General features: G+C 62.5%; 18 protein-coding genes and 2 pseudogenes. 4 read left to right on the forward strand and 16 right to left on the reverse strand.

Annotated features, from left to right (window positions below; translation table 11 throughout):
- Positions 1 to 2: 2 nt before the first annotated feature.
- Both MRBLMS1_RS08660 and MRBLMS1_RS08665 read right to left on the reverse strand, forming a co-directional pair.
- Positions 3 to 506 carry a hypothetical protein gene (locus MRBLMS1_RS08660; protein WP_485878883.1) on the reverse strand — a complete coding sequence of 168 codons (504 nt, stop codon included), beginning with the start codon at positions 504 to 506 and terminating at the stop codon, positions 3 to 5.
- A 3-nt stretch (positions 507 to 509) separates the two neighbouring features.
- On the reverse strand, positions 510 to 1,556 hold the full coding sequence (locus tag MRBLMS1_RS08665) for a lysozyme inhibitor LprI family protein (RefSeq protein WP_485878885.1): 1,047 nt from the start codon (positions 1,554 to 1,556) through the stop codon (positions 510 to 512).
- Between the two features lie 175 nt (positions 1,557 to 1,731).
- Here MRBLMS1_RS08665 and MRBLMS1_RS08670 point away from each other — a divergent pair, with 175 nt between their 5' ends.
- Positions 1,732 to 3,879 (forward strand): dipeptidyl-peptidase 5, encoded by a 2,148-nt coding sequence (locus MRBLMS1_RS08670; protein WP_485878887.1) that lies wholly within the window; start codon positions 1,732 to 1,734, stop codon positions 3,877 to 3,879.
- A 58-nt stretch (positions 3,880 to 3,937) separates the two neighbouring features.
- On the opposite strand, the gene MRBLMS1_RS08675 is transcribed toward MRBLMS1_RS08670, so the two are convergent.
- The 3 genes from MRBLMS1_RS08675 to MRBLMS1_RS08685 form a co-directional block, all read right to left on the reverse strand.
- On the reverse strand, positions 3,938 to 5,230 hold the full coding sequence (locus MRBLMS1_RS08675; RefSeq protein ID WP_485878889.1) for an MFS transporter: 1,293 nt from the start codon (positions 5,228 to 5,230) through the stop codon (positions 3,938 to 3,940).
- Positions 5,231 to 5,403: 173 nt separating this feature from the next.
- Positions 5,404 to 6,135: a BON domain-containing protein gene (locus MRBLMS1_RS08680; protein WP_485878891.1), complete on the reverse strand. Its 732-nt coding sequence runs from the start codon at positions 6,133 to 6,135 to the stop codon at positions 5,404 to 5,406.
- 104 nt (positions 6,136 to 6,239) lie between these two features.
- Positions 6,240 to 6,935, reverse strand: coding sequence for a hypothetical protein (locus MRBLMS1_RS08685; protein WP_485878893.1), 696 nt, complete (start codon positions 6,933 to 6,935; stop codon positions 6,240 to 6,242).
- A 193-nt stretch (positions 6,936 to 7,128) separates the two neighbouring features.
- Here MRBLMS1_RS08685 and MRBLMS1_RS08690 point away from each other — a divergent pair.
- Positions 7,129 to 7,979, forward strand: a pseudogene (locus MRBLMS1_RS08690) (IS1595 family transposase).
- 57 nt (positions 7,980 to 8,036) lie between these two features.
- Here the strand turns inward: MRBLMS1_RS08690 and MRBLMS1_RS08695 are convergent.
- The 3 genes from MRBLMS1_RS08695 to MRBLMS1_RS08705 all read right to left on the reverse strand — a co-directional run bounded on the left by MRBLMS1_RS08695 (position 8,037) and on the right by MRBLMS1_RS08705 (position 12,269).
- On the reverse strand, positions 8,037 to 9,758 hold the full coding sequence (locus MRBLMS1_RS08695; RefSeq protein WP_485878894.1) for a dipeptidyl-peptidase 3 family protein: 1,722 nt from the start codon (positions 9,756 to 9,758) through the stop codon (positions 8,037 to 8,039).
- A 48-nt stretch (positions 9,759 to 9,806) separates the two neighbouring features.
- Positions 9,807 to 11,525, reverse strand: coding sequence for a methyl-accepting chemotaxis protein (locus MRBLMS1_RS08700; RefSeq protein WP_485878896.1), 1,719 nt, complete (start codon positions 11,523 to 11,525; stop codon positions 9,807 to 9,809).
- 144 nt (positions 11,526 to 11,669) lie between these two features.
- A complete protein-coding gene (locus tag MRBLMS1_RS08705) occupies positions 11,670 to 12,269 on the reverse strand; it encodes a short chain dehydrogenase (protein WP_139091043.1) in 600 nt (199 codons plus the stop codon).
- A gap of 112 nt (positions 12,270 to 12,381) precedes the next feature.
- On the opposite strand from MRBLMS1_RS08705, the gene MRBLMS1_RS08710 reads away from it, so the two are divergent.
- Positions 12,382 to 13,299 carry a LysR family transcriptional regulator gene (locus MRBLMS1_RS08710; protein WP_485878898.1) on the forward strand — a complete coding sequence of 306 codons (918 nt, stop codon included), beginning with the start codon at positions 12,382 to 12,384 and terminating at the stop codon, positions 13,297 to 13,299.
- A gap of 9 nt (positions 13,300 to 13,308) precedes the next feature.
- Here the strand turns inward: MRBLMS1_RS08710 and MRBLMS1_RS08715 are convergent, their stop codons facing one another.
- Genes MRBLMS1_RS08715 through MRBLMS1_RS08725 form a run of 3 tightly spaced genes read right to left on the reverse strand, consistent with a single transcriptional unit; the run spans position 13,309 to position 17,630 of the window.
- Entirely contained in the window at positions 13,309 to 14,781 is a 1,473-nt protein-coding gene (locus tag MRBLMS1_RS08715; protein WP_485878900.1) for an efflux transporter outer membrane subunit, read from the reverse strand.
- A gap of 50 nt (positions 14,782 to 14,831) precedes the next feature.
- Complete coding sequence (locus MRBLMS1_RS08720; protein WP_070301420.1) at positions 14,832 to 16,430, reverse strand: DHA2 family efflux MFS transporter permease subunit; 1,599 nt, start codon at positions 16,428 to 16,430, stop codon at positions 14,832 to 14,834.
- A gap of 6 nt (positions 16,431 to 16,436) precedes the next feature.
- Positions 16,437 to 17,630 carry an HlyD family secretion protein gene (locus MRBLMS1_RS08725; RefSeq protein WP_034747407.1) on the reverse strand — a complete coding sequence of 398 codons (1,194 nt, stop codon included), beginning with the start codon at positions 17,628 to 17,630 and terminating at the stop codon, positions 16,437 to 16,439.
- A gap of 144 nt (positions 17,631 to 17,774) precedes the next feature.
- On the opposite strand from MRBLMS1_RS08725, the gene MRBLMS1_RS08730 reads away from it, so the two are divergent.
- A complete protein-coding gene (locus MRBLMS1_RS08730) occupies positions 17,775 to 18,494 on the forward strand; it encodes a TetR/AcrR family transcriptional regulator (protein ID WP_485878902.1) in 720 nt (239 codons plus the stop codon).
- Positions 18,495 to 18,517: 23 nt separating this feature from the next.
- Here MRBLMS1_RS08730 and MRBLMS1_RS08735 read toward each other — a convergent pair whose 3' ends face one another.
- From MRBLMS1_RS08735 to aceE, 5 genes and pseudogenes are all read right to left on the reverse strand, one after another.
- The gene (locus tag MRBLMS1_RS08735; RefSeq protein ID WP_485878903.1) at positions 18,518 to 19,693 is read right to left on the reverse strand and encodes a hypothetical protein; all 1,176 of its coding nucleotides are present in this window, start codon (positions 19,691 to 19,693) and stop codon (positions 18,518 to 18,520) included.
- A gap of 255 nt (positions 19,694 to 19,948) precedes the next feature.
- Positions 19,949 to 20,145 (reverse strand): annotated as a pseudogene (locus MRBLMS1_RS08740) (dihydrolipoyl dehydrogenase); the annotation flags it as partial.
- 67 nt (positions 20,146 to 20,212) lie between these two features.
- Positions 20,213 to 22,000 (reverse strand): dihydrolipoyl dehydrogenase, encoded by a 1,788-nt coding sequence (lpdA, locus tag MRBLMS1_RS08745; protein WP_139091049.1) that lies wholly within the window; start codon positions 21,998 to 22,000, stop codon positions 20,213 to 20,215.
- Between the two features lie 10 nt (positions 22,001 to 22,010).
- On the reverse strand, positions 22,011 to 23,678 hold the full coding sequence (aceF, locus tag MRBLMS1_RS08750; RefSeq protein WP_485878905.1) for a dihydrolipoyllysine-residue acetyltransferase: 1,668 nt from the start codon (positions 23,676 to 23,678) through the stop codon (positions 22,011 to 22,013).
- 94 nt (positions 23,679 to 23,772) lie between these two features.
- Positions 23,773 to 26,469, reverse strand: a complete 2,697-nt coding sequence (aceE, locus tag MRBLMS1_RS08755) for a pyruvate dehydrogenase (acetyl-transferring), homodimeric type (RefSeq protein WP_034747396.1) — start codon at positions 26,467 to 26,469, stop codon at positions 23,773 to 23,775.
- Positions 26,470 to 26,706: the final 237 nt, after the last annotated feature.

A 26,706-nucleotide genomic window follows, 5' to 3' on the forward strand; every position in this document is an offset into this window, starting at 1 on the left:
GATCAGTCCAGTTCATACTCCTGCAGATAACGGGCAAACAGTTCTCCATCGGACAGCGGACACGCAAATCCCGCGCCCCAGTCCGCCAGCAGCAATTGCTCTTTCAAGGGCAGCAGCAACAGCTCGGGCATGGCGTCGCTGCACCACAGGTCGCACACGATGCCCTTGTCGTCCAGGCCGGCAAACAAGGTCTCCGTCTTGTCGCCGCCAAAGGCCAGCACGTTCTTGCATTCCACGCGGTAAGTGCTGTAGCCCGTGTAGACGGCGTCATACGGCGGCAAGGCGTCCGCCAGCGCCAGCCGCAGCTGTTCCATCGTGAGGCCCAGCGCGCCCATCTGCGAGGGCGGCGCCTCGGGCACGTACATCTGCGTCCAGCCGGCGCCGCTGCGGTGCGCGTCGGCAAACGCCTCTTGCTCGCCCATCTGCGTCAGACAGTGCTGCAAGTTATCCAGTGGCAACAGTTCGATCATGCAAAAATCGTCTTCGTGGTAGTACGCTTCCCGCATGTTTTAGTTCTCCAGCAAGTCTTGCAGTTGTACATTGCGCCGCGACGTCAGCCGGCCGGCCCAGGTTTCGCTCGTCACGGATGGATAGCGCACGGCGCCAAAGTTCATCCAGGCATCACGATACGCCAGCCACAGGCGCTGGGTGGCGCGGATGCCATCCTTGCCCACGGCGCCCGCATGGGTTTGCGCCGGCTTTTTCATGAGCTTGCCGTAGATGGCGTTGAGCTCCTTGTCGAGCGCAGCCGCCTGTTCCTTGGACATGCTGGCCGGCAGCTTGCCCGCTTCGTACTCGCGCAGATCGTGCGCCAGCAAATCGAGCTCGGCAGTGCGGGCGGCGATGCTCAGGGCGGCGCGCGCCGTGCCGCTCAAGTCCGTTTCATTGGCCGCACGCGCATCGGCAAACTTGCTTGCCGCCGCCTGCAGCTTTTGCAGCGACGCTTGCGCCACGGCCGGCATTGCTTCGCTGACTTTGGCTGTCGCCTGCGTGCGCACGCGCTGCTTTTGCCGCGCATCGATGGCGCTACACACGCCCATCATGTAGCCGCTCGTGATGTCGTCGCACAAATCGATCATGCCGCGTCCGCTGGCATTGATCTGCTGCAAGTGCTCGATACGGCCCCGCATTTCGGCCGGCGCCGCATCGATGCTGCACGCATACTTGAGCGCCAGCAATGGGTCTTTTTGTACGCCCTGTCCATTCTGGTACAGCATCATCAGGACGGCGCTGTTTTGCGTGGCCATGGCGCAATGGCGCACGGGACGCCAGTCGGCCGGCTTGGGCGCGGACATACTCTTGGTATCGTAATACAGGTCCGTTGCCTGACATTGCTGCAGGGACGCCACGGCCGATGGCGCCGGCAAGTCGGCGGGCGGCGGCGCCGCATCCTTGACCTTCAGGCAGCCTGCATACCAGGCCGTGCTTTCCGCGTGACCGACGCCCATGGCGCTCGTGTTCGGGTAGGGAGCGGGCGCAGCGGCAAAAACCGGGGCCGTCAGCAGGCAGCTCGCGCCCAGCAATATTGTTTTCAATAAGGGTAGACTAATTTTCATGGCCGGCCAAAGGTAACGTCAGTAAAAGAACAAGTTTAACTGATCAGCCATGGCGCGCCCGCCCGATACGTGACCGTCCCGCCTGGTAAGTAACGGTACACGGCCTTGGCAGCGCAGGAAACCATGGGCAATAATGTTGCCCGCTGTACTTTTTTCACTACTCCGGACCACGCCCATGACCTCACCCCGTCTTCGCCGTTCCCTCGGCTCCCTGCTGATCGCAGTGGCCTGCGCCTCGCTTGCCCAGGCCGCCGATACCAAGGCCACCACCCCAGTTGCTGCTACGCAAATGCACGCCAGACACGCCATCACGCATGAAGACGTGTGGCTGATGAAACGGGTGGGCGCGCCCGTCGCCAGCCCCGATGGGCGATGGGCCGTGTTTTCCGTTGTCGACAGCGCCTACGACAACAAGGAGCAATGGTCGGACCTGTGGATCAAGTCGCTCCTTGACGACAGCCCCGCGCGCCGCCTGACTTATTCCAAGGGTGGCGAAAGCGCCGTGGCCTGGTCGCCGGACAGCCGCCAGCTCGTTTTCGTTGCCAAGCGCGACGGCGATGAAGCAGGCCAGATCTACCGCCTCGACGTGGCAGCCGGCGGCGAAGCGCAACGGTTGACGAGCTTGACCATGGGCGCGCGCATGCCGAAATGGAGTCCGGACGGCAAGCAGTTGCTGTTCATCAGCGACATCTATCCAGGCAACAAGACGGAAGCCGACGTCAAGCAAAGCGCGAAAGAACGCAAGGAGCGAAAATACAGCGCCCGCTCGTATGAAACGACGGCACCGCGCTATTTCGACAAATGGCTGACCGACAAGCAGGTGCGCCTGTTCGTCATTGATGCGCAAGCGGACGCCAAGCCGCGCGACATTCTGTCGGGCACGCAACTGGTCACCCTGCCGGGCTTTGGCGGCGGCCAGGGCGACGAAGGACAATCGCTGGACGCCGTCTGGACGCCGGACGGCAAGGCCGTCGTCTTCAACGCGGCCACCAACCGCGACGCGGCCCAGCGCGAAGCCGTCGTTTCGCAACTGTATTTGCTGCCCGTGGCGGGTGGCGAAGCGCAGCGCTTGACGCAGGATAAGCACAGCTATGGCAGCCTGAAATTCGCCGCCGATGGCAAGACCTTGTTCGCCTTGAGCGACGCGGAAACGCCAGGCAAGGTGTATGACGTGAAGCGCCTGGCCAGTTTCGCCTGGCCGATGAGCAACCCTGCCCCGACCATCCTGACAGCCAAGCTGGACCGTTCAATCTCCCGCTTCGTGCTGCCCGAAGGCGGCAAGCGCGTCCTCTTCAGCTATGAACATGCGGGCCTGGAAAAGCTGTACTCGATCGACGCCAAGGGTGGCGACGTGCGCGAGGAGCCATCCTTGCCGACAGGTACCATCAACTCGCTGAGCAGCGGCGGCAAGGCCCTGGTCGGTGTGTGGGAGTCGTCCATCAACCCGCCGGAAATCTATGCGTTCAACGGCAAGCAGCCGAAACGGCTGACGGCCTTCAACACGGACAAGGCCGATAAAATCGACTGGCAGGCGCCCGAGCACTTCTGGTTCACCACGGCCGACGGCCGCAAGATCCACAATATGCTCATCAAGCCGGCCAATTTCGATCCGAACAAGAAATACCCACTGTTTACCGTCATCCATGGCGGCGCGGCCAGCATGTGGCGCGATCAGTTCGTGCTGCGCTGGAACTATCACTTGCTGGCCAAGCCAGGCTATGTCGTGCTGCTGACGGACTACAAGGGTTCCACCGGCTATGGCGAGGAATTCTCGCGCTCGATCCAGTTCGACCCCTTGAAGGGTCCGGGCGATGAAGTCAACCAGGGCGTCGATGAAGCCATCAAGAAATACCCATTCATCGACAGCACGAAACTGGCCGCCGGCGGCGCCAGCTATGGCGGCCACCTGGCCAACTGGCTGCAAGCGACGACCACGCGCTACAAGGCCATCGTCTCGCACGCGGGCGAAATGGACCTGATCATGCAGTGGGGCACCAGCGATGGCGGCTTCGGCCGTGAAACGAATGCGGGCGGCCCCGTCTGGTCGAACCTGCCCGTGTGGCGCGAGCAAAGCCCCATCATGCAAGCGGGCAACCACGAAAAAGGCTCGGGTTTCACGACACCGATCCTGATCACCGTGGGCGAGCTCGATTACCGTGTGCCGGCCAACAATGCCTTGATGAACTTTGCCGTGCAACAGCGCCTGAACGTGCCGGCAAAACTGCTGGTCTTCCCGGACGAAAACCACTGGATTTTGAAGGGCGAGAACAGCCGCTTCTTCTATAGCGAAGTCGAAGGATGGCTGGCTAAATACCTCAAATAAATCCTGAAACGTTCTTGATAACAGAAGCCAGGCTCCGCGCACGCGGGCCTGGCTTTTTTCATGCCGCTTGCGCGGCGCTCACGGCCGCCTTCTGGCGCTGGATCGCCAGCACCATCAGCGCGGCCACGAGACAGGCGGCACCGGCCGCGAACAGGGCCGGGTTGTAGGTCAGCATCAAGGTGCGGATGCGACCCGCCCCATAGGCGGCCACGGCGGCGCCCAGCTGGTGGCCGGCGAAGATCCAGCCGAACACCATGCCCGCCCGCTCCCGGCCGAACGTGGCCCCCACCAGTTTCACTGTCGGCGGCACGGTGGCGATCCAGTCGAGGCCATAGAACATGGCGAACAGCGACAGGCCGTACAAGGTGAATTCCGAATACGGCAGCCAGAACAGCGACAAGCCACGCAAGCCGTAATACCAGAACAGCAGTTTGCGGTTGTCATAGCGGTCCGACAGCCAGCCGGACAGGATCGTGCCGAACAGGTCGAAGGCGCCCATCATGGCCAGCACAGACGCGGCCGGCACGGCGGACAGGCCCGAGTCGCCGCACAGGGAAATAAAGTGTGTCTGGATCAAGCCATTGGTGCTGAGGCCGCAGATGAAGAAGGTGCCGAAGAGTATCCAGAAAGTGCGGTTCCCCGCCACGCTGCGCAGGATCACGAACGGCGTGGCAAACGTCATTTTTGCCGCCACTGGCGCCGTCAGGGGCGTGGCCGGGTCGGCGCCGTAGGGCTGCAAGGCAATATCCTGCGGGCGGTTGCGCATGCACAGGAAGGCCAGCACGGCGACGAGGGCGCAGGCGACGAACACGGGCATGACGGCCGTGCGCCAGCCGTAGTGCTCGATCAGCCAGGCGCCCACGGGCAGGAACAGCAGCTGGCCCGTGGCAGAGCTGGCCGTCAGCACGCCCACCACCAGGCCCCGGTGCGTCTCGAACCAGCGGTTCGCCACCACGGCGCTCAAGACCAGCGCCGTCATGCCCGAGCCGAGACCCAGCAGGATGCCCCACAGGGCCACCAAGTGCCAGAACTGCGTCATGCGCGTGGCCAGCAGCATGCCGGCAGCGATCAGGCCCAGGGCCACGCAAATGACATTGCGCAAGCCGAAGCGTTCCATCAGGATGGCGGCAAACGGCCCCATCAAACCGAACAGCACGAAGCGCACGGCCAGGGCCGAGGAAATCTGCTCGGCATCCCATCCGAATTCGCGGCTCAGGGGCTGCATCAACGCGCCCGGCAAGCCCAGCGCGGCGGACGAGGTTAATGCCGTGAGGAAAGTGATGGCGACGATGACCCAGGCAAAGTGCACGCCGCGCCGCTCCAGCCATTGCGAAAAGGGATAGGAAAGCATGCAGTCCTCATGAGTAAGAGCGAAGAGAAAGAGTGGATGCCGATCAGCATCAGCCGATGGGATTTTTTCCATGTTATATTATGATCGTAATTTATACAATCAAAAAAAACTGGAACCACACTGCTGCGTGCGGCTCCAGTCCCGGCTTTAGCGCATTGCAGAATGCGCTTCGCTTATTTCACCTTCAAGCCATTCTTCACATCCGTCACGCCTTCCACGCCACGGGCCAGGTCGGCGGCTTTTTGCACTTGCGCCTGGGATGGCACGAAGCCGCTGAGCATGACGACGCCGTTGACCGTTTCTACGTGCACGTCGAGCGCTTTCAAGTCATTGTCCTTGACGAGGTCAGCCTTGATTTTCGTGGTGATGACGGAGTCGGCCACGGCCGTCTTGGTGCTGCCGGCCGCATTGCGCGTCACGCAGGCGGCCTTGGCCGTCGCATCCATGGCGTCGCAGTTTTCCTTCGTCATGGCGGGTGGATTCTGCGCCACGTTGGTGCCGGCCCGGGCGCCCGTGTTGGCATCGGCCAGCGCGGCCGTTTTCGCTGCCTTGGCATCGTTCATGCACGTGGTTTTCTCGGCGCCCGTGCGGTCGCCGCATTTGGCCTTGGCCAGGTCATACTCGGCATCGGCAACGTCCTTACGGGCCTTGCCCAGTTCGCGCGGCGTGTTGCGGTATTGCGCCACAGCGTCCGATTCGGCCTTGGCGCGCGCCACCTTGGCTTCTTCCACGCAGACTTTTTTCGCGTTGCCGCTCTGGGCGTCGCAGGCGGCCTTGGCCTGCTTGTAGTCGGCCGTTGCCTTGTCCGTCAAACTCTTGTACGAGGCATCCTGCGCATACGCTGGCGTGGCGGCAAGCAGGGCGCTGGCACTGGCGGCCAGCATGAGTGCGATCATTTTGTTCATGATGGTTCCTCTCTGGTTAGTTGATGCCCAGATTAGACCCCTGCCGGAAGCAAAGCTCCGTGCGACAGCACACGCTGACCGTCCATTCACCTAAAAATCATCGTTTATTTGTCGCCGCTCAAGCCTTTTCGCCACAATACTTGCGCCTGTTCAAATATTGAAGCGGGCCCATCAAATACACCGGCGCCATCGGCCAGCGCCAGCCATGCCTGCGTGGCGTGGGAACCGCCTGCACCGCCGCCCGCAACCTCGCCACCGGCGCGCACGCCGCGCATCCAGGCCAGCACATGCTGGTACTGTCCCGGGTGGCGCCCATGCATCCAGGCCAGGGCTACGAGGTCCGCATAGCCCTCTTCGCGGCGCGTCTCACGCAGCTCCTGCGCCAGCGGTGTCAACTTGCCGCGCTGCATGCTGCGCGGCTCGACAAAGCCGCGTGGCAAGGCATGCCAGTCGCCCTGCGCATAGCGCTGGCAGTGGCCGATCTCATGCGCCATCATCGCTTCCATCATCAGGCCGTGGCGCGTGACCGGCACGCCCTGCAAGACGCTGTCCGCCTGCGCATTGCCGCGTAAGGACAGCACCAGCTTGCAGCGCCCTGCCTCATAGCCCAGCGCCAGCGGCACGGCGCCGGGCGCATCCTGCGGCTGCACGATGATGTCGATGGGCAAGCCCTGCGCACGTGCAAACGCGATGACGGGTTGGCCCGCCTGCAGCCAGCGGGTTTCCAGATCGGTGAGCTGGGCGGCTGCCACGGCGGGCAAGGTAAGGGACACACTTAACAGCGAAAACAGTTTCAACATGGGATCAGCAGGAGAAATGGGGATTTACTACTGCAGAGTAAGCGGTAAAAATGTTTCCACAAGGAAAAACTAGCAACTTTTCATAAATAAAGACCAAAAAAAACGGCTCTGTCATCGGCAAGTAGGGGAATGCCGGAATTTTTCCTTGGCCGTGCTGTCTGACTCTGCATATCAATCACACAGGGAGCAGATCATGCGGCCGGCCGAATGGATCAGCTTTATCGCGCAGTTTGCTCAGTTGAGCCAGCGCCAGCGGCAGGCAGGCATTGCCCTGCTGCATGGCAACGCGCCACACGACGCGACCGTCGCGCTGCTGGAAAGTGTGACGCAGCCGCGATTGACCTGTCCCGCCTGCGGCTCGGCGCACCTGCACCGGCATGGTCATGCGCACGGACTGCAGCGCTACCGCTGCGTTCCCTGCGGGCGCACCTTCAATGCGCTCACCGGCACGCCGCTGGCGCGCTTGCGCCATAAATCGTTGTGGCTCGATTACGCCGATTGTCTGCTGGCATCGCCGAGGCCGACGAGTTATATCTGCTGGAATCGGAAAAGGGAACGCGGCAGATGACGCGTCCGCCCCGCCGCCGGGGCGGCCATGCCCACAAGCGCGGCATTTCCAATGAACAGGTCTGTATCCTAGTGGCGTGCGACCGAACTGGCCAGACCCTCGATTTCGTCACGGGCAAAGGGGCGTTGACCAAGGCGCAGTTGCACCATTGTTTGTTGCCCGTCATCGACAAGGATGTGCTGCTGGTCACCGATGGTCATGCGGCCTATCGGGCCTTTGCCAGGGAAGCGGGCATCAGCCACCAGGCCGTCAACTTGCGTGCAGGTATCCGCGTGCAGGGCGCCGCCCATGTGCAGAACGTCAACGCCTATCACAGCCGTTTGCGACAATGGATGGGGCCGTTTCACGGCGTGGCGACGCGCTACCTGCCGAACTACCTGGGATGGCGCTGGATACTCGACGCCAGGCGTATCCGTTCACCGGAAACGCTGTTGAAAGCAACGCTGGGCGCATTCCCACATCTAATGGTGACATAGCCAAAAAAACCGGCGCAGATGCGCCGGCTTTCCAGACTGATAATAATCAAAGTCAGCTTATTTCTTCGCCGCCTGGTCCAGCGCGCGGGCCGTGACGAATTCCGGGCGGATATCGTTAGGCACGGCCTTCATCTTGTCGAGCGCCACCTGCACTTCAGGGCGGATGACCACGTACTTGCTCATCATGTCTTTCGCGCGCGCATAGTCGCCCGTCGCCTCGATGGTCAGAAACTCACGGTCCAGGTCGATCACGGCCTGCTTGATCTTGGAAAAGTCGACGCCGAACTTGCCGTCGCCCAGCGACACAAAACCGCCCTTGTCGAGGATGTAATTCATCTGGATGGCCATGCCGCGCGCATGCGAATCCGTCAAGCCGAAATGCAGGGTGCGGAAACTGGAGGCGAGGAAAGTGTTGTACAGCTTGCGCTCGGCCGCGTCGCCCTGGCCCAAGGTGTCATTGAGTTGCCCTTTGTCCATCATGTAGCGCAAAGCGAACAATCCCGTGATGTCGGCCTTGGCTTCTTCGATGGTCGAATACGCTTCCTTCAAATCCTGGCGCGGCGTCGATGGCTTGCCGTCGACGGTGGTCGCATGCGGGCCCAGGCCGTGCATGATTTCATGCGCGAGGATGTGCGTGAAGAAGGAATTGAAATCGACGTCCTGCTGCGCTTCGGGCGTCAGCACCAGTTTCGAAATCGGCGTCAGGGTAGCCTTGAACTTGGCTTCCTGCACGTTTTTCAACATGACGCGCTTGGAGCCGCGCGCGCTGATGATGCGCTCGTCGTTCGGCAAGTTGTAGGCAGCCGTCTGCACGGCCATGTTGCCGTCGCCGGCGCCATACACCTGGTTGACCACCACCATCGGCGCCAGCGCGCCCACTTTCGGATTGCGGTACCGGGCGTCGAGCGGCAGGTTGTCTTCCAGTTCCTGCATGTGCTTGGCGAAGAAGTTCAGCTTCTGCGTTTCCGCCTGATCGCGGATGTTCACGTACGCTTCGAACGCGGCCTTGTAGCCGAACAGCTCATCGTTATACGTTTCATACGGGCCGATGGTGATGTCGACGGGCGAATCGAGGTCCATCCAGGCGAAATCGGACGGCAGATAGTCGTTGTCGAGGAAAGCCTTGGCGCGCAGGGTCAAAAATTTCTTCAGCGACGCGTTATCCGTGGCGACGGCAGCTTCATCCAAAAGCTTGGCCAGCTGCTTGAGTTCCACCTTGTATTCGCCCGAATACTTGACGGTCTGATACTTGCCATCCTTGCCTGCGCGGATGGTCGTGAAGAACCATTGCGCCTGCTGCTTGTCCTCTGGCGACAAACCATTCATCCACGTTTCCAGGCTGGCCTTGGTGGCGCCCTGCGGATAGAAATTGCCCGCTTCCGGCTTGTGCGCGGGAATGGCGATGCCGGCATAGCTGGCCGGCATGAACGATGCATGCGCGTCGAGCACCGACCACGGCCCCTTGTTGATCCAGAAATAGTTCAAACGGGCCTGTCCCAGCTTTGACCTGTCCTTCTTCAGCGCTGCCCACAGCGCTTCGTTGCCGGACCAGCGCTGGCGCAGCTGCAGCACGTCGACCAGCTTGGCCGCTTCGACCAGCTTGGCGATGGCCTGGCGGTCGCCGGCAGACAGGTGCGTGACATCGGCCGTCAGCGCGACGGGCGCGTAGCGGGCGCTCATGGCCGCCAGTTGTTGCGCGGTGGCCGGGGCTGCCGGCGTTGCGGCACAGGCGCTGCCGACGGCGGCGGCCATCAGCAGGGGGAACAGGATACGTTTCATGGGGACCTCAGCAAACAATGTAAGGTCCCGATTGTAAACGAGCGCCGCTTAAAACTCTTCCCATGCGTCATCGGCGGGCACCTTGGAGGCCAGCTTTTTCAGTGCCGGCTTCGCTGCCGCCTTGACGGCCGGCCTGGCAGCAGTCACGGCGGCCGGAAGCGCACGTGCACGCACCGGCTGCGGCGCCTGCAGCGGCACTTGCGAGTTATCGAGCTTGAAGATGCTGACCACCTGCGACAGGCTGCCGGCCTGCGCTTCCAGCGATGCGGCGGCCGAGGCCGACTGCTCCACCAGCGCCGCATTCTGCTGCACCACCTGGTCCATCAGACCGACGGCCTGGTTGACCTGTTCGATGCCGGACGACTGCTCGCGCGTGGCCACGCTGATTTCGCCCATGATGTCGGTCACGCGCTTGACGCTGTCGACAATGTCTTGCATGGTCGTGCCCGCTTCATCGACCAGGCGCGCGCCCGTGCCGACGCGCTCGACCGAGTCGTCGATCAGCGACTTGATTTCCTTGGCGGCCTGGCTGGAACGCTGGGCCAGGCTGCGCACTTCGGTGGCGACGACGGCAAAGCCCCGGCCCTGCTCGCCGGCACGCGCCGCTTCCACGGCGGCATTGAGCGCCAGAATATTCGTCTGGAAAGCGATGCCGTCGATCACGCCGATAATGTCAACTATCTTTTTCGACGACTCGTTGATGGCGGCCATGGTCTGCACCACCTGCGCCACGACGGCGCCACCCTTGACGGCCACACCCGAGGCCGATACGGCCAGCTGATTCGCCTCGATCGCGTGCTCGGCGTTCTGCTTGACGGTGCCCGTCAATTGCTCCATCGACGTGGCGGTTTCCTCGATCGAGCCGGCCTGCTGTTCCGTGCGGTTCGACAGGTCCAGGTTGCCGGCCGCGATTTCGCGCGAATTGGTGGCGATGGTCTGCGTGCCGGCGCGCACCTGGCTGACGATGGCCACGAGGCTGTCGCGCATGCCGCGCATGGCGTACAGCAAACTGTTGCGGTCATTCGGCCCGGTAGTGATGGTCACTGCCAGGTTACCAGCGGCAATTTCACCGGCGATGGCGGCCGCGTAGTCGGGCTCGCCGCCGAGCTGGCGCAGCAAGCCGTGGCTGATGCGCCAGGCCGCGATGGTACCGATGGCGATCGCGCCCAGGCACAGCAGCACCATGAAGAAGAAAAAGCTGCGCGCCACCGTGCTTGCGCTGTCGGCCTGTTCGCGGCTCATCTTTTCTTCGAGGTCGATCAGCTGGTTGACGGACGCAAGCCAGCCCGTGAAGGCGGCGGCGCCCTGCTGCTGCAGCAAGGCGGTGGCCCCGGCCACATCGTCGGCCAGGCGCAATTGAATCACCTTGGCGATGATCGGCTGGGCCTTCGCTTCACTGGCCTTGATGGCGGCCAGGGCCGTGCGTTCCGCTTCGGTCACGTCCTTGCCGCTGCCGATGATCTGGTCCAGCGGTGCGGCTGCCTGCGCGTAATTGGCGGCCAGCGTTTCGATGCGCGCGATTTCCGGCTTGGCCGACGCCGCGTCGGCCGCCAGCACCACGTCGCGCAGGGCGATCGCGCGGTCATGCACGCTGCCACGGAAGTTGATCGCATGGCGCTGCTTGACGTTGTTGACGTCGCTGATACTGGTGAGGATGGCGTCGATCTTTTGCACGCGGTTGATGCCGAGTGCGGTAACGATGATCAGCAGCAACAGGACCAGGCCGAATCCCGTATAAAGCCGTGTGCTGATTTTGGTGCTTTGCATATCCGTCTCATCCATTCATTCATGAAAATGTCCAAATTCTTCATCACCATGATGTTGACATTTGGAAATAAAAGTTAATTTATCATGAATGGAAGCAGGCTGCCTGAGGCCGGTCAAAAGCAGCCTTTTTTGAGGCTTTGAGACCTACCACACGCGGTAGACCTGCCCCGTCTGCGCCCCTTCCACGCTGCGGCTGTAGGCCAGCGCCACTCTGCTGGCGGCGGCCGGCTCGAAGCCGTAGAAGAAGGGGCCATACGATTCCAGCGATTCTTCCAGCACCGTGGGGCTGACGACATTGATGCGCACGCCGCGCGCCAGTTCGATGGCGGCGCCCCGTACAAAACCTTCCACGGCAGCGTTCGTCATGCTGGCGGCCGCGCCGAAGCGGATAGGCTGCTCGGCAACGATGCCGCTGGTCAAGGTAATCGAACCGCCATCGTTCAGGTATTCCTGCGCCACCAGCGCCACGTTGACCTGGCCCATCAGTTTGCTGTCCAGGCCCAGCTGGAATTGCTCGGGCGTGAATTCGGCCAGGGGGCCGAAATGCAGCTTGCCGGCCGTGACGACGACGGCGTCGACCCTGCCGATGTGCTGGAACAGGGCGCGTACTTGTGCAATGTCGCTCATGTCGGCCTGGTGCGCGCCCGTGCGGCTGCCCACTTCGATGATTTCATGGCGCTGCGCCAGTTGCGCGGTGACGGCCTTGCCGATGGTGCCGCTGGCGCCGATGATGACGATTTTCATGCTGCTTCCTTGTGTGGGTTGAACGATGGAGCCAGTATGCGCCGCTTCCAGAAAGGAATAAATGCGCTAGAATTTACAAGATTACCAAGCCACAGTTTGCAATCAAGGCGACATGGATAAATTGCGCAGCATGGAAATCTTTGTGTCCGTCGTCGACCAGGGCAGTTTCACGGCGGCCGCCGACACCTTCCGTATATCACCCGTGATGGTGGGCAAGCACATCAAACAGCTGGAAGAGCGGCTGGGTACGCGCCTGCTGGCGCGCACGACGCGGCGGCAAAGCCTGACGGAAATCGGCCGGCAATACGTGGAGCAATGCCGCCAGATCCTGGCGCAGATCGCGGCGGCCGAAACGGGCGCCGAAGCGATGCGCGCCACGCCGCGCGGCAAGCTGAAGATCACGGCGCCCGTGTCCTTCGGCAGCGAACGCATCGCGCCGCTGATGGCCGAGTATCTGGCGACCTACCCGGACGTGAGCCTGGAGCTCAATTTGAATGACAGGATGGTGGACCTGGTGGAGGAAGGCTTCGATGCGGCCATCCGCATCGGCAAGCTGGAAGATTCCGGCATGGTGGCGCGGCCCTTGCGGCCGTATGCGATGGTGATCTGCGCCTCGCCCGCCTATCTGGCTAAGCACGGCACGCCGCGCACGCCGGACGACCTGGCGCGGCACGAATGCGTGGATTTCATGCAGTGGTCGCGCCACATGCGCTGGCGTCTGAGCGGCAAGGAAGCGCGCCACGATGGCGCTGCGGCCGAGAGCCGCTTCCGCTCGAACAATGGCCAGGCGCTGCGCATGGCGGCCCTGCACGGCTTCGGCATCGTCATGCAGGCGGAGATTTTACTGGCCGACGATATCGCGGCGGGACGGCTGGTGCCGCTGCTGGCCGACTACGTGCCGGCGCCGCGCCTGATGCATGTGCTGTATCCGCGCGACCGCCAGCCTACGCCGAAGCTGACAACCTTCATCGATTTTCTGCTGGAACGCTACGGGCCGGCGGCGACACCGCCACCGGCCACGCTCACGTAATCGTCGTACCTAGTTCACCTTCGCGGCAGGTGCGGACGCCAGCTTGGCCAGCTCGCCGTCCGGCTGCCAGCCAGCACCCAGCGAGCGGGCCACGGCCACCGTCGCCAGCAGGCGCTGGGTCTTGATCTGCGCGGCGGCGCGGTCCGCTGCCAGCGAACTGCGCTGCGCGTCCGTCACGTCCAGGTAGGTCGAGATGCCGCGCTCGTAGCGCGTGCGCGCCACCAGGTAGGCGCGCGCCGCCGCTTCCTGCGACAGGGCCTGGGCATCGCCCTGCAACTGGCGCTGCTCCACGTCGGACAGCGCATCTTCCACTTCGCGCAAGGCCGTCAAGAGCTTCGTTTCATGGTTCGCCACGGCTTCCGCATAGCGCGCCTTGGACAGGTCAAGATTGGCCTGGTTGCGGCCACCGTCGAAGATCGGCAAGGACAGGGCCAGCGGACCAAAGCTGAACTGGCGCGAACCGCCCTGCGCCAGGTCGCGCAGTTTTTCCGACGCATAGCCGAAATTGCCCGTCAATTGCAGTGTCGGATAAAACGCGCCTTCGGCCACGCCCACTTGCGCGTTGGCCGCGCGCAGGCCCGCCACGCTGGAAACGAGGTCCGGGCGGTGCGCCAGCAGGCTGGCGGGCAAGCCGACAGGAATGGCGGGCGGCAGCGGCAAGACGGACGGATCGGCGGCCACCGGCAATTGCAGCGCCGACGGCGGCTTGCCCGTCAAAGTGGCCAGGCTGTTTTCCAGCTGGTTGCGCTGGCGCCTGACTTCATGCAGGTCGGCCTGCGCGTTCGACAGTTCGACTTTCGCGCGCGCCAGGTCCAGCTCATTCGTCAAGCCCGCATTGAAGCGCGCTTCGACCAGCTGCGCCGATTCGCGGCGCGTGTCGAGCGCGCCATTCAAAATGGCCATTTCCGCATCGAGTCCGCGCAGCTGCCAGTAATTGTTGGCCACTTGCGCCGACAGCATCAGCAGCACGCCGTCGCGGTCCGCTTGCGCCGCCAAGGCTTGGGAATCGGCCGCTTCGACCATGCGCTTGACGCGGCCCAGCAAGTCGACTTCATACGACAGCGTGGCGCCCGCGGAAAAATTGTTGCCGCTGACCGAGCGGTTGCCTTGCGCCAGGCCCTGCGAGGTGTTGGCCGAGGTGCGCGAGTTCGAGATACCCGTGCTGACGTTCACGCTCGGGCGCTGGCTGGCGCGTGCCGTGCCGCTTTGCGCCAGCGCCTGCAGCAAGCGCTCGCCGGCCGCCTTCACGCTGGGGTTGTCCTGCAGCGCGCTTTGCTCGAGGCGGTTCAGAGTCGCATCGCCGTAGATGCTCCACCACTCTTTGGGCAGTTGCGCGGCGTCTGCTGTGGCCGCGCCATGGCGGAAGGTGTCGGTGCCGGCGACATTGCCCGGCGCGGTGAAATCCTGGCCCACGGTGCCGCAGGCGGACAGCGCCACGGCAAGGGAAGCGGCCAGCGCGATTTTCGTCAATACTGTTTGCATGATGTGTACCTTCTTGTTCTTGAGGTGCTGCACGTGCGAGCTGTGCGCGGTCAATGACCGCCGCCACCGCCACCGGGAGCTTTGAGTTTATCGGCCAGCCACAGGGGCACGATACAGGCCAGCAGGATGGCGCCGATCAGGAAGAAGCCATCGTTGTAAGCCATCACATACGCTTCGCGGCGCACGATGCCGTCGATCGCCTGCAAGGCCTGGTTGCCGGCCGTGACGGCGTCATAGCCTTTGGCCATGAACGACGACGTCAGCTGGTCGATGCGCAGCTGGGTGGCGCTGGAATACGCATTGATCGCTTCGCCCAGGCGCTGCGAATGGAAATGCTCGCGGGTGCTCAGGGCCGTGGCCAGCAGGGCGATGCCGATCGAGCCACCGAGGTTGCGCGTCATGTTGAACAGGCTCGAAGCGGACGGCATGTCCTTCGGCGCGATGCCCTTCATGGCGAAGTTCGACAGGGTCAGCATGACGAAGGGCTGGCCCAGCGCGCGCACCACCTGCGACCACAGCAGCTGGTCGTAGCCGGTGGACGCGTCCATGTAGGCATTCATCATGCACGAACCGCCAAACAGCAAGAGGCCGAACGAACACAGGATGCGGTTGTCCACCACGGACGACAGCTTGGCGACGAACGGCATGATGAACAGCTGCGGCAAGCCTACCCACATGATGACTTCACCGATCTGCATCGGCGAGTAGCCCGCGATCTGGCCCAGGAACAGGGGCAGCAAAAAGGCCGAGCCATACAGGCCCATGCCCGTCACGGCCGACAGCACGGTGGCCACTAAAAAATTGCGCTGGCCATACAGGGCCAGGTTGACGAACGGTTCGGCGCGCGTGGCGCTGGTGACGACCCAGCCCAGGATGCCCACCAGGGCCATCGAGGCGAAGGCGATGATGAAACCGGAGTCGAACCAGTCCTTCGAGTTGCCCTCTTCCAGGAAGATGGTCAGACAGCCGAGGCCCAGGGCCATGAAGAAGATGCCCAGCCAGTCGGCCTTCCAGAACATCTCGAGCTTCATCGGCTCCTTGTCCAGGCCATAGATCATGCCGGCGATCAGCAGCACGCCCGGCACCCAGTTGATGTAGAAGATCGATGGCCAGCCATACAGCTCGCTCAGATACCCGCCCAGGGTCGGGCCCATGGCCGGAGCCAGGGTGGCCGTCAGGCCGAAAATCGCCATGCCGACGGCGCGCTTCGACGGCGGCAGCTTGAGCATCACCAGGGTGAACGCCATCGGGATCAGGGCGCCGCCCGTGAAACCTTGCAGCATGCGGAAGACGATCATGCTTTCCAGGTTCCAGGCCGTGCCGCACAGGGTGGAGAACAGCAGGAAGAAAGCGGTGGTGCCGATCATGTAGGTGCGCAGACCGAACACGCGCGCCAGCAGCGCGGTGAGGGGAATGACGATAATTTCCGCCACCAGGTAGGCCGTGGAAATCCACGAGCCCTCTTCCTGGGTGGCCGACAGCGAGCCAAGGATATCCTTGAGCGAGGAATTGGTGATCTGGATGTCGAGCACCGCCATGAAGGCGCCCAGCATGCCGGCGGCGACCGCCAGCCAAGTGCGCCCGGAGACTTTCTCGTCGATCACGGGAAACGCTGGCGGCTTCGCCAGGGTGGTGGAGGGGCTGCTCATGGAAGCTTAGTGGGTGGTGGACTGGGCGGCAGGAGCGGCGGCGTGGCGCGCGGCCGGCTGCGTTTCAGGCTGATTCACTTCCACTTCGGCGATCACCGACATGCCCGGCACCAGGCGGCCATTCATGGCCTTGATGTCTTCCGGCTGGAAGACGATTTTCACCGGCACGCGCTGGACGATCTTGGTGAAGTTGCCGGTGGCGTTATCGGCTGGCAGCAGGGCGAATTGCGCGCCCGAGGCAGGCGCGAAGCTGTCCACGGTACCGACCAGTTTCTTGCCCGGCATGGCGTCGATGGTCACGTGCACACTCTGGCCGCGGTGCAGGTCGGCCAATTGGGTTTCCTTGAAGTTGGCGGTGACCCATACGTTGTCTTGCACGATGGCCGTCAATTGCTGGCCAGGCTGCACGCGCATGCCCGTTTCCACGTTGCGCTTGCCGATACGGCCGGCGACAGGGGCCAGGATGCGGTTGTATTGCAGCTGCTGTTCCGCGTCCTTCAATTGCACGCGCAGCACGGCCACTTGTGCCTTGGCCACGTCGCGCGCAGCTTGCGCCGCGCCAATCTGCGCCTTGGCGGCCGACGCGCTGTCGCGGCGGGCGGCCAGGTCGGCCACGGCGCTCGAGCGGGCCGCATTGGCCGCGTCGAGTTCCGCTTTCGAGACGGCTTTCATCTGGCTCGTGTACAGCTGGCCATAACGGTCCGCATCCTGTTTTGCGCGCAGCAACTGCGCATCGGCTTGCGCCACTTGCGCCTGGGCGCCACTGGCTTGCGCCTGCACTTGCGCGATCTGCGCGTCCGCTTGCAGCACTTGCTGCTCGGCGCTGGCGATCTGCGCGGCGATCTGCTCGGTTTTCACGCGCTGGTCGAACGGATCGAGTTCGGCGATCACGTCGCCCTCTTTCACCATTTGATTGTCGTCGATGAAGACCTTGGTGACGACGCCGGAAATGCGCGCCGAGACGGGATGCACGTGGCCGGCCACATAGGCGTTTTCCGTTTCCACGAAATAGTGGCTGCGGTACCACATGCGCGCGCCGGCGCCCAGGGCCACGAGGACGATCAGGCCGGCGATGATTTTGACGCGGTTGTTCGGTGGTGCGGAGCTGGCGGAAGCGGCGGGCGCGGAAGGGGCGGCCGGGGCCGCAGGTGGGACGGCGCTCAGCACTTTGTGCTCTGCTTGGCCTGGCTGGTTGGACATACTCGCTCCGGAAATGAAATGATATATGTTCATTATTGGGCAAAGAAAAGCCAAAGTCAAGAAATGAAACGATTGCATTTCATTTTAATTTGCACTACAGTGTGAGCCATCACTTACCTTCCAACTTATAAAGAGACCCAGACCATGTCCGATCCCGGCCTCAGCGATACCTTGCCTACCGATAAAGAATCCGGCGACGCCGCCCAGGAGCTTTCCTGCTGCGGCAAACCAGCCGGCCGCCCGCGCGCGGCCGACATGGAAGCGCGCATGGACAACCTTCTGCACACGGCCGGTTGCCTGTTTCTGGAAAAAGGGTATGGAAAAGTCAGCCTGGAAATGATCGCCCGCGAAGCCCATGTGGCCGTGCGTACGATTTATGTGAAGTTTGGCGGCAAGTCGGGCTTGTTCAATGCCGTGGTGGAATTGCGCCGCGCCGCCTACTTCTCGACCATGCCGGCACTGGAAACGGATATGCGTCCCCTGCCCACCATCCTGGGCGAGTTCGGCCTGCTGTTCGTGCAACTGGTCACGATGCCGGCGGCCATCCACCTCAATCGCATGGTGGTGGCCGAAGCGGCCACGCATCCTGAACTGGCGGAAACGTTTTACAAGGTGGGACCGGGACAGACGCGCGAGATGCTGACGAGGTTTTTCAGCCGCACCGACATCGCGCCCCTGTTCCGCTCGGAACTGGCGCCGGCCATGCTGTCGCTGCACCTGCTCAATTGCCTGCTGGGCGACCAGATGTCGCGCCTGCTGTTTCCGCCACAAACGCAACCGGACGTGGCGCAATTGCGCGCCAAGGTAGCCGTCAGTCTCGACCTGTTCCTGCGCGGCACCCTGCGCCAGCCGCTGGCGGACTGACGCGGGAAGGCTGACCGGGGAGGTCAGCCAGGGCGGCCACAGTCTTCCGGCTGCGCCGCTTCGGCGTGCTCATCGTTCAAGCCCAGCGCGCGCAGGAAAGGCTGGGCCGCCGACGCGCCATCGACAGTGAGTGAAGACTCGCTTTCATCGTAGCGGTCCGGGCCATAGCGCATCAGGTCGAACGAGGTTTCAAAGCGCTGCGCCAGGAAATACGTGCGGAAGTAATCGAAGGAAAACGCCACCTGGCCATCTTCCCGCAACAGCAAGCCATGCGCATACAGCGGCGCCAGCCAATCACCGGCCGCCATGCTCCAGCCCTTCACGCCGCAATAGTCGCTGGCAAAGCGCTCCAGTTCCGCCTCATTGAGGAAGACGCTCTTGGCTTCGAACATCACGAACGCCAGCTCGATCAGGAATTCGCGCGCATCGGCAGCCGCGCCGGCGTCCACGCGCTGCTGTGCGCCCGCCTTGCCCAGCAAGCCATCGAGATAATCGCGCTCGCCTGCCAGCTGCGGCAGCAAGGTGGCAAACACATACTCGGCATCCACCTGCCCCGTTTCCTGGCCATTCGGCGTGTACAGCACCGACAGGGCGAAATTCTTGCTCACGTCATCGAACTCGCGCAGGGACACCGTCCACCGCGTGCTTGGTGCACCGCCATCGGCCGCGGCCTCGCCCGTGCCGAACTCGAGCACGGCAAACGCCGCCATCTGGCCACTGGTATCGTACAGACTGCCGGGATTGCTCTTGAACAGGATGCCCAGCGACTTCATGAGCGAACTGGCATCGCCTGTATGCTGATGGCCATGGAACACGGCGTGGATATTCTTGTAGTGCGCGCGCTGCTCGGCACTGGCGTGCTCATCGGCGGAGAAAAAGCTGAAGCCGGCATTGCCCAGCGCCGCAGCGGCGACACCCTGCGCGCGGCTGCCCGGCACCAGGTAGAAACGCGCGCCAGGCAAGCTGGCCGCCTGCAGCAAGGGGCGCAGGAAGTATTCGTAGACATACACGGGCGTCGTGCCGGCACAGGCGTCGGGCGCCACCAGCTGGCCCGTGAAGAAAATCGCATCGATCCGCTTGCCCGCCGCCAGGATAGCAGCCACATCCTGGTACAAGGCATGCAGCATCACGGCTTGCTCTTGCTCGTCAGCCCGGCGCAAACGGACGTCGGCAATATGAAGGGCGGTAAATTTTTTCATCGTTGCAAAGCTCTCTCAGTACAGCGGAACTTGACCGTATCCCACGCTGACAACATTCCTGGAAAAATCACACGCTTCCGTCGAAGCAAAAGAAAAACATGGTGACAGACCTCCATTCTGCCACTTTTTCCACACGGCAATACTCACAAATTTTCACAAGGCACCGCTACACCACGTTTTACTATGCTGCAGATCAAGGGAAATAAAAAAAGCGGGAACATGTCCCGCTTTTTTGTACTGAAAGTTAACGCTTCATCAGCGCTTGCGCGGCGGCGGCAAGTCCGTGCACACGCCTGCTTCGGCGCGCTTTTGCCAACCTGCCGATCGACTCGCCCAGGGTTGGATGCGGATGGATGGTCTTGCCGATGTCGGTGCCGTCGCAGCCCATTTCGATGGCCAGCGCGATTTCGCCGCCTCATCGTTCCCCTGTCGCCCGCGTGCGTGCCGACGATGGCAGGATAATAAAAAACCCCGCAATCGCTTGCGGGGTTTTTAGTGTTACAACACAGCGCTACAACATCAGCGCTTGCGCGGTGGAGGCAAGTCCGTGCACACGCCTTCGTACACTTCAGCGGCCATACCGATCGATTCGCCCAGGGTTGGATGCGGATGGATGGTCTTGCCGATGTCGGTGCCGTCGCAGCCCATTTCGATGGCCAGTGCGATCTCGCCGATCATATCGCCCGCATGCGTGCCGACGATGGTGCCGCCGATGATGCGGTGCGTTTCAGCGTCGAACAGCAGCTTGGTGAAGCCTTCGGCGCGACCGTTGGCCACGGCGCGGCCCGAAGCCGCCCAAGGGAAGTGGCCCTTCTCGACCTTGATGCCCTTGGCTTTCGCTTCGTCTTCCGTGATGCCGGCCCATGCCACTTCCGGATCCGTGTAGGCGACCGATGGGATCACCTTGACGTCGAAGTGCGACTTCTGGCCAGAGGCGGCTTCCGCTGCCACGTGGGCTTCATGCACGGCCTTGTGCGCCAGCATCGGCTGGCCCACCAAATCACCGATGGCGAAGATGTTCGGCACGTTGGTGCGCATCTGGCTGTCGACGTTGATGAAACCGCGGTCCGTCACCTGCACACCCGCCTTGTCGGCGGCCAGTTTCTTGCCGTTCGGGCTGCGGCCCACGGCCACCAGCACCAGGTCGTAGATCTGTGGCGCCGGTGCGGTAGCACCTGCTTCGGCTGCTTCGAACGTGACCTTGATGCCTTCCGGCAGCGCTTCCACCGCGACCGTCTTGGTCTTGGTCATGATGTTGTCGAAGCGCTTCTCGTTAAACTTCTGCCACACCTTGACGGCGTCGCGGTCCGCACCCTGCATCAGGCCATCCATCATTTCAACCACGTCGATGCGCGCGCCAAATGTGGAATAGACGGTCGCCATTTCCAGACCGATGATGCCGCCGCCGATGACCAGCATGCGTTTCGGGATCTGGCGCAATTCCAGCGCGCCCGTCGAATCGACGATGCGCGGGTCTTCCGGCACGAAGGGCAGTTTTACCACGGACGAACCGGCCGCGATGATGGCTTGCTTGAACTGCACGACTTTTTTCGAGCCGTCGCCTGCCGTTACTTCGATGTGGTTCGCGGACAGGAACTGGCCCACGCCCGTCACCACTTGCGTCTTGCGCGCCTTGGCCATGCCGGCCAGACCGCCCGTCATGTTCGAGATCACGCCTTCCTTGTACTTGCGTACCTGGTCGATGTCGATCGTCGGCTTGGCAAACGTCACGCCCGTGTTGGACATGTGCGCCGTTTCATCGATGACGGATGCAACGTGCAGCAGCGCCTTCGACGGAATGCAGCCCACGTTCAGGCACACGCCGCCCAGGGTCGCATAGCGCTCGACGATGACCGTCGACATGCCCAGGTCGGCCGCGCGGAACGCCGCCGAATAGCCGCCAGGACCGCCGCCCAGCACCATCATGTCGACGTCGATGTCAACCTGGCCGCTGTAATTGCCGGCCGGGATGGCGGCAACGGCTGCAGCTGGTGCCGCCGCTGCAGGAGCCGGTGCCGCTGCAGGCGCAGGAGCGGCCGCCGGTGCGGCTGCAGGAGCGGCAGCGCCTTCCGACGCTTCCACCACCAGCAGCGCGCTGCCTTCGGCGATCTTGTCGCCGACCTTGACTTTCAACTCCTTGACGACGCCGGCGTGGGTCGATGGAATCTCCATGCTGGCCTTGTCCGATTCGACCGTGATCAACGACTGGTCCACCTTGATGGTGTCGCCAACCTTGACCATCAGTTCGATGACTTCGACTTCCTTGAAGTCGCCGATATTCGGTACTTTTACCTCTACTGTGCTCATCAATCGCTCCTTACAGCAGAATTTTGCGCATGTCGGCCAGGACTTCGCCGAGGTACACGGAGAATCGCGCGCCCATCGCGCCATCGACCACGCGGTGGTCGTAGGACAGCGAAGTGCCCATCATCAAACGTGGCTGGAAGGCCTTGCCATCCCATACCGGCTTGATCGAGGCTTTCGACAGACCCAGGATCGCGACTTCCGGTGCATTGACGATAGGCGTGAAGTGCGTGCCGCCGATGCCGCCCAGGGACGAAATCGTGAAGCTGGCGCCCTGCATGTCGGCCGGTTTCAGCTTGCCTTCGCGCGCCTGCAAGGAGAGTTCCGTCATTTCGCGGGCGATCTGCGAGACCGACTTCTGGTCCGCGCCCTTGATCACTGGGACCACCAGGCCATTCGGCGTGTCGGCCGCGAAGCCGATGTTGTAGTACTGCTTGAGGATCAGGTTCTCGCCCTTGGCATCCAGGGAAGCGTTAAACGCGGGGAATTTCTTCAGCGCGGCAACGGAAGCCTTGATGACGAAGGCCAGCATGGTCAGCTTGGCCGCATCCTTGTTCTTCGCATTGGCCGCGTTGGTGTCGACGCGGAACGCTTCCAGATCCGTCACGTCCGCTTCGTCGAACTGCGTGACGTGCGGGATCATGACCCAGTTGCGGTGCAAATTCGGGCCCGAGATTTTCTTGATGCGCGACAGCGGCAGCAATTCGGTCGTGCCGAACTTGCTGAAGTCCAGCGACGGCCATGGCAGCAGATCCAGGCCCACGCCCGAACCGCCTTTGGCAGCGACGGGCGCATTTGGTGCGGCGACGGCGCCCGACATCACGCCCTTGACGAAGTTCTGCACGTCTTCCTGGGTGATGCGGCCCTTCGGACCGGAACCGCCCACGCGGGTCAGGTCCACGCCCAGTTCGCGCGCGAACTTGCGGATCGATGGCGACGCGTGCGCCAGCTTGCCGTTGACGGCAGGCGCGGCGGCAGGAGCTGGTGCAGCAGCGGCGACCGGCGCCGAAGCGACGGCGGCGGCTGGCGCGGCGGCAGCTTGCGCAGCCGGTGCCGGTGCAGCAGCGGCAGGTGCGGCAGGAGCAGCGCCACCGGTCGTTTCCACGACCAGCACCAGGCTGCCCTTGGCAACCTTGTCACCGACCTTGACTTTCAATTCCTTGACGATACCGGCGTGGCTCGATGGAATTTCCATGCTGGCCTTGTCCGATTCGACCGTCAGCAGCGACTGGTCGACCTTGATGCTGTCGCCGACCTTGACCATCAGTTCGATGACTTCGACTTCCTTGAAGTCGCCGATATCGGGCACGGTCACTTCGACCAGGGCCGGCGCGCCGGCAGGGGCGGCAGGTGCTGGCGCGGCCGCAGGAGCGGCGGCGGGGGTTGCAGCGGCAGGTGCTGCGGCCGGGGCGGCAGCGGCCGGCGCAGGGGCCGACGCGTCGTCCGCCACTTCCAGCAGCAGGACCAGCGAACCTTCGGCGATCTTGTCGCCCACGTTGACTTTCAATTCCTTGACGACACCGGCGTGGCTCGATGGAATTTCCATGCTGGCCTTGTCCGATTCGACCGTGATCAGGGACTGGTCGACCTTGACCGTATCGCCTGGCTTGACCATCAGTTCAATGATCTCGACTTCCTTGAAATCGCCGATATCCGGGACTTTGACTTCCACAATGCTCATAGCTTGCTCCGTTATTTTATTTGTCAGATGGACCCGCACACACGCCAGGGCGGCGCTTTCGCACCGCCCTGGCATCATCGGGTCCGCACAACGATTACTGGGTCACCGGATTCGGTTTGTTCGCGTCGATGCCGTACTTGGCAATCGCCTGCTCCACCACCGACACGTCGATCTTGCCTTCGTCAGCCAGCGATTTGAGCGCGGCCACGGTGACATAATAACGGTTCACTTCGAAGAACTCGCGCAGCTTGGCGCGGCTGTCCGAGCGGCCAAAGCCATCGGTACCGAGCACTTTATAAGTGCGGCCCTTCGGCATGAAGGCGCGGATCTGTTCTGCAAACGCGCGCATGTAGTCGGTCGTGGCGACGATCGGGCCGTCCGTGTCCTGCATCAGCGACGTCACGTACGGCACGCGCTGCTCTTTCGACGGGTTGACCATGTTCCAGCGTTCCGCATCCTGGCCATCGCGGGCTACCAGGGTCAGCGACGGTGCCGACCACACGTCCGCAGCCACGCCCCAGTCGTTCTGCAACAGCTCGGCGGCGAAGATCGATTCGCGCAGGATGGTGCCGCAACCGATCAGCTGTACGCGCAGCTTGGCGTCCGCCGGACCTTCCTGCAGCTTGTACATGCCTTTCAGGATGCCTTCTTCCTGGCCTGGCTTGATGCCTGGCTGGGCGTAGTTCTCGTTCATGATCGTGATGTAGTAGAACACATCTTCCTGGTTGGCGATCATGCGGCGCAGGCCGTCCTGGATAATGACGGCGACTTCATGGCTGAAGGTCGGATCGTAGGGCATGCAGGTCGGGATGGTCGCGGCGAAGATATGGCTGTGGCCATCTTCGTGCTGCAAGCCTTCGCCGTTCAGGGTCGTACGGCCAGCCGTGCCGCCCATCAGGAAGCCACGGGCGCGCATGTCGGCCGAAGCCCATACCTGGTCGCCGATGCGCTGGAAGCCGAACATCGAGTAGAAGGTGTAGAACGGGATCATGATGCGGTCGTTGGTCGAGTACGACGTCGCCGCGGCGATCCACGAGCTCATGCCGCCCGCTTCGTTGATGCCTTCTTGCAGGATCTGGCCAGCCTTGTCTTCGCGGTAGTACATGACCTGGTCTTTGTCGACCGGCTCGTACAACTGGCCTTTCGGGTTGTAGATGCCGATCTGGCGGAACAGGCCTTCCATGCCGAAGGTACGCGATTCATCGACCAGGATAGGCACGACGCGCTGGCCCAGGTTCGGGTCTTTCAGCAGAGTCGAAATGACGCGCACAAACGCTTGCGTGGTCGAGATTTCACGGCCTTCAGGCGTCGCTTCCAGCACGTTCTTGAACGCGTCCAGGCCAGGCACCGGCAGGGTTTCTTCCGACTTCTGGCGGCGCTGCGGCAGGTAGCCACCGAGGGCCTTGCGGCGCTCGTGCAGGTAGACCATTTCCGGCGCGTCGTCGGCTGGCTTGAAGAACGGGATATCGGCCAGTTTGTCGTCAGGGATAGGCAGCGAGAAGCGGTCGCGCATTTCGCGGATGGCTTCGTCGTCGAGTTTTTTCGTCTGGTGCGCCGTGTTGCGCGCTTCGCCGGACTTGCCCATGCCGTAGCCCTTGATGGTTTTCACCAGCAGGACGGTCGGCTGGCCCTTGTGTTCCTGGGCGATCTTGAATGCCGCGTAGATCTTGTGCGGATCGTGGCCGCCACGGGTCAGGCGCCAGATGTCGTCATCCGTCATGTTCGCAACCATTTCCAGCAGCTTCGGATGCTTGCCGAAGAAGTGCTTGCGCACGTAGGCGCCGTCTTTGGCCTTGTAGTTCTGGTACTCGCCGTCGACGGTTTCCATCATCACGCGCTGCAGGATGCCTTCCTTGTCTTGCGCCAGCAGGGCGTCCCAGCCCGGGCCCCAGATGACCTTGACGACGTTCCAGCCGGCGCCACGGAATTCGCCTTCCAGTTCCTGGATGATCTTGGTGTTGCCGCGTACCGGGCCGTCCAGACGCTGCAGGTTGCAGTTGACCACGATGACCAGGTTGTCGAGCATGTCGCGTGCGGCCAGACCGATCGCGCCCAGCGATTCCGGCTCGTCCATCTCGCCGTCGCCGCAGAAAGCCCAGATCTTGCGGTTGTCGGTTTTCGCGATGCCGCGTGCGTGCAGGTATTTCAGGAAGCGCGCCTGGTAGATCGCCATGTGCGGGCCCAGGCCCATCGACACGGTCGGGAACTGCCAGAAGTCAGGCATCAGCTTCGGATGCGGGTACGAGGACAGGCCCTTGCCGTCGACTTCCTTGCGGAAGTTCAGCATTTGCTCTTCCGTCAAGCGGCCTTCGAGGAAGGCGCGCGCGTAGACGCCGGGCGAGGAGTGGCCCTGGATGTACAGCAGGTCGCCGCCGTGGTCGGCCGTAGGCGCGTGCCAGAAATGGTTGAAACCGATGCCCAGCATGTTCGCCAGCGAAGCGAACGACGACAAGTGGCCGCCCAGGTCGCCGTCGGCGCGGTTGGCCTTGACGACCATGGCCATGGCGTTCCAGCGCATCCACGAGCGCAGGCGCTCTTCGTATTCGAGGTTGCCGGGACAGTGGGCTTCTTGTTTGGTGGGGATGGTATTGACGTAGGCGGTGGTGCTGGAGAACGGGATCTGGGCGCCGCGGCGGCGGGCCAGGTCAACCATGCGCTCCATCAGGTAATGCGCGCGTTCCGGACCTTCATTTTCCAGAACGGCTTCGAGCGCGTCCAGCCACTCCTTGGTTTCCTGCATATCCGGGTCGGTGCCGATCTGTGTCGTTACCTGGTTCAGTTGAGCTGACATCTGTTGAGTCTCCTTTGTGAACGCCCCACCCCGATTTTCCGGATCGCTGTCGGACGGTATTTCGCTGATTATTTACTATTAAGCCGGTTTAGTGTGGGGATTCTAACAGCGTATTTACTATTTTTCAAATTACGATATAGCATTTCGTATTGTGAAATCGCCCTATGAAATTTATGCTGCACTGCCGCAAATTCCGCCCGGAAATTAGCGTGGTCAAAGTGCCAAAAACGAATGTAC

Origin of the sequence: Massilia sp. LMS1-1-1.1 (assembly GCF_040815535.1) — a bacterium.
Lineage (GTDB): Bacteria > Pseudomonadota > Gammaproteobacteria > Burkholderiales > Burkholderiaceae_D > Janthinobacterium > Janthinobacterium aestuarii.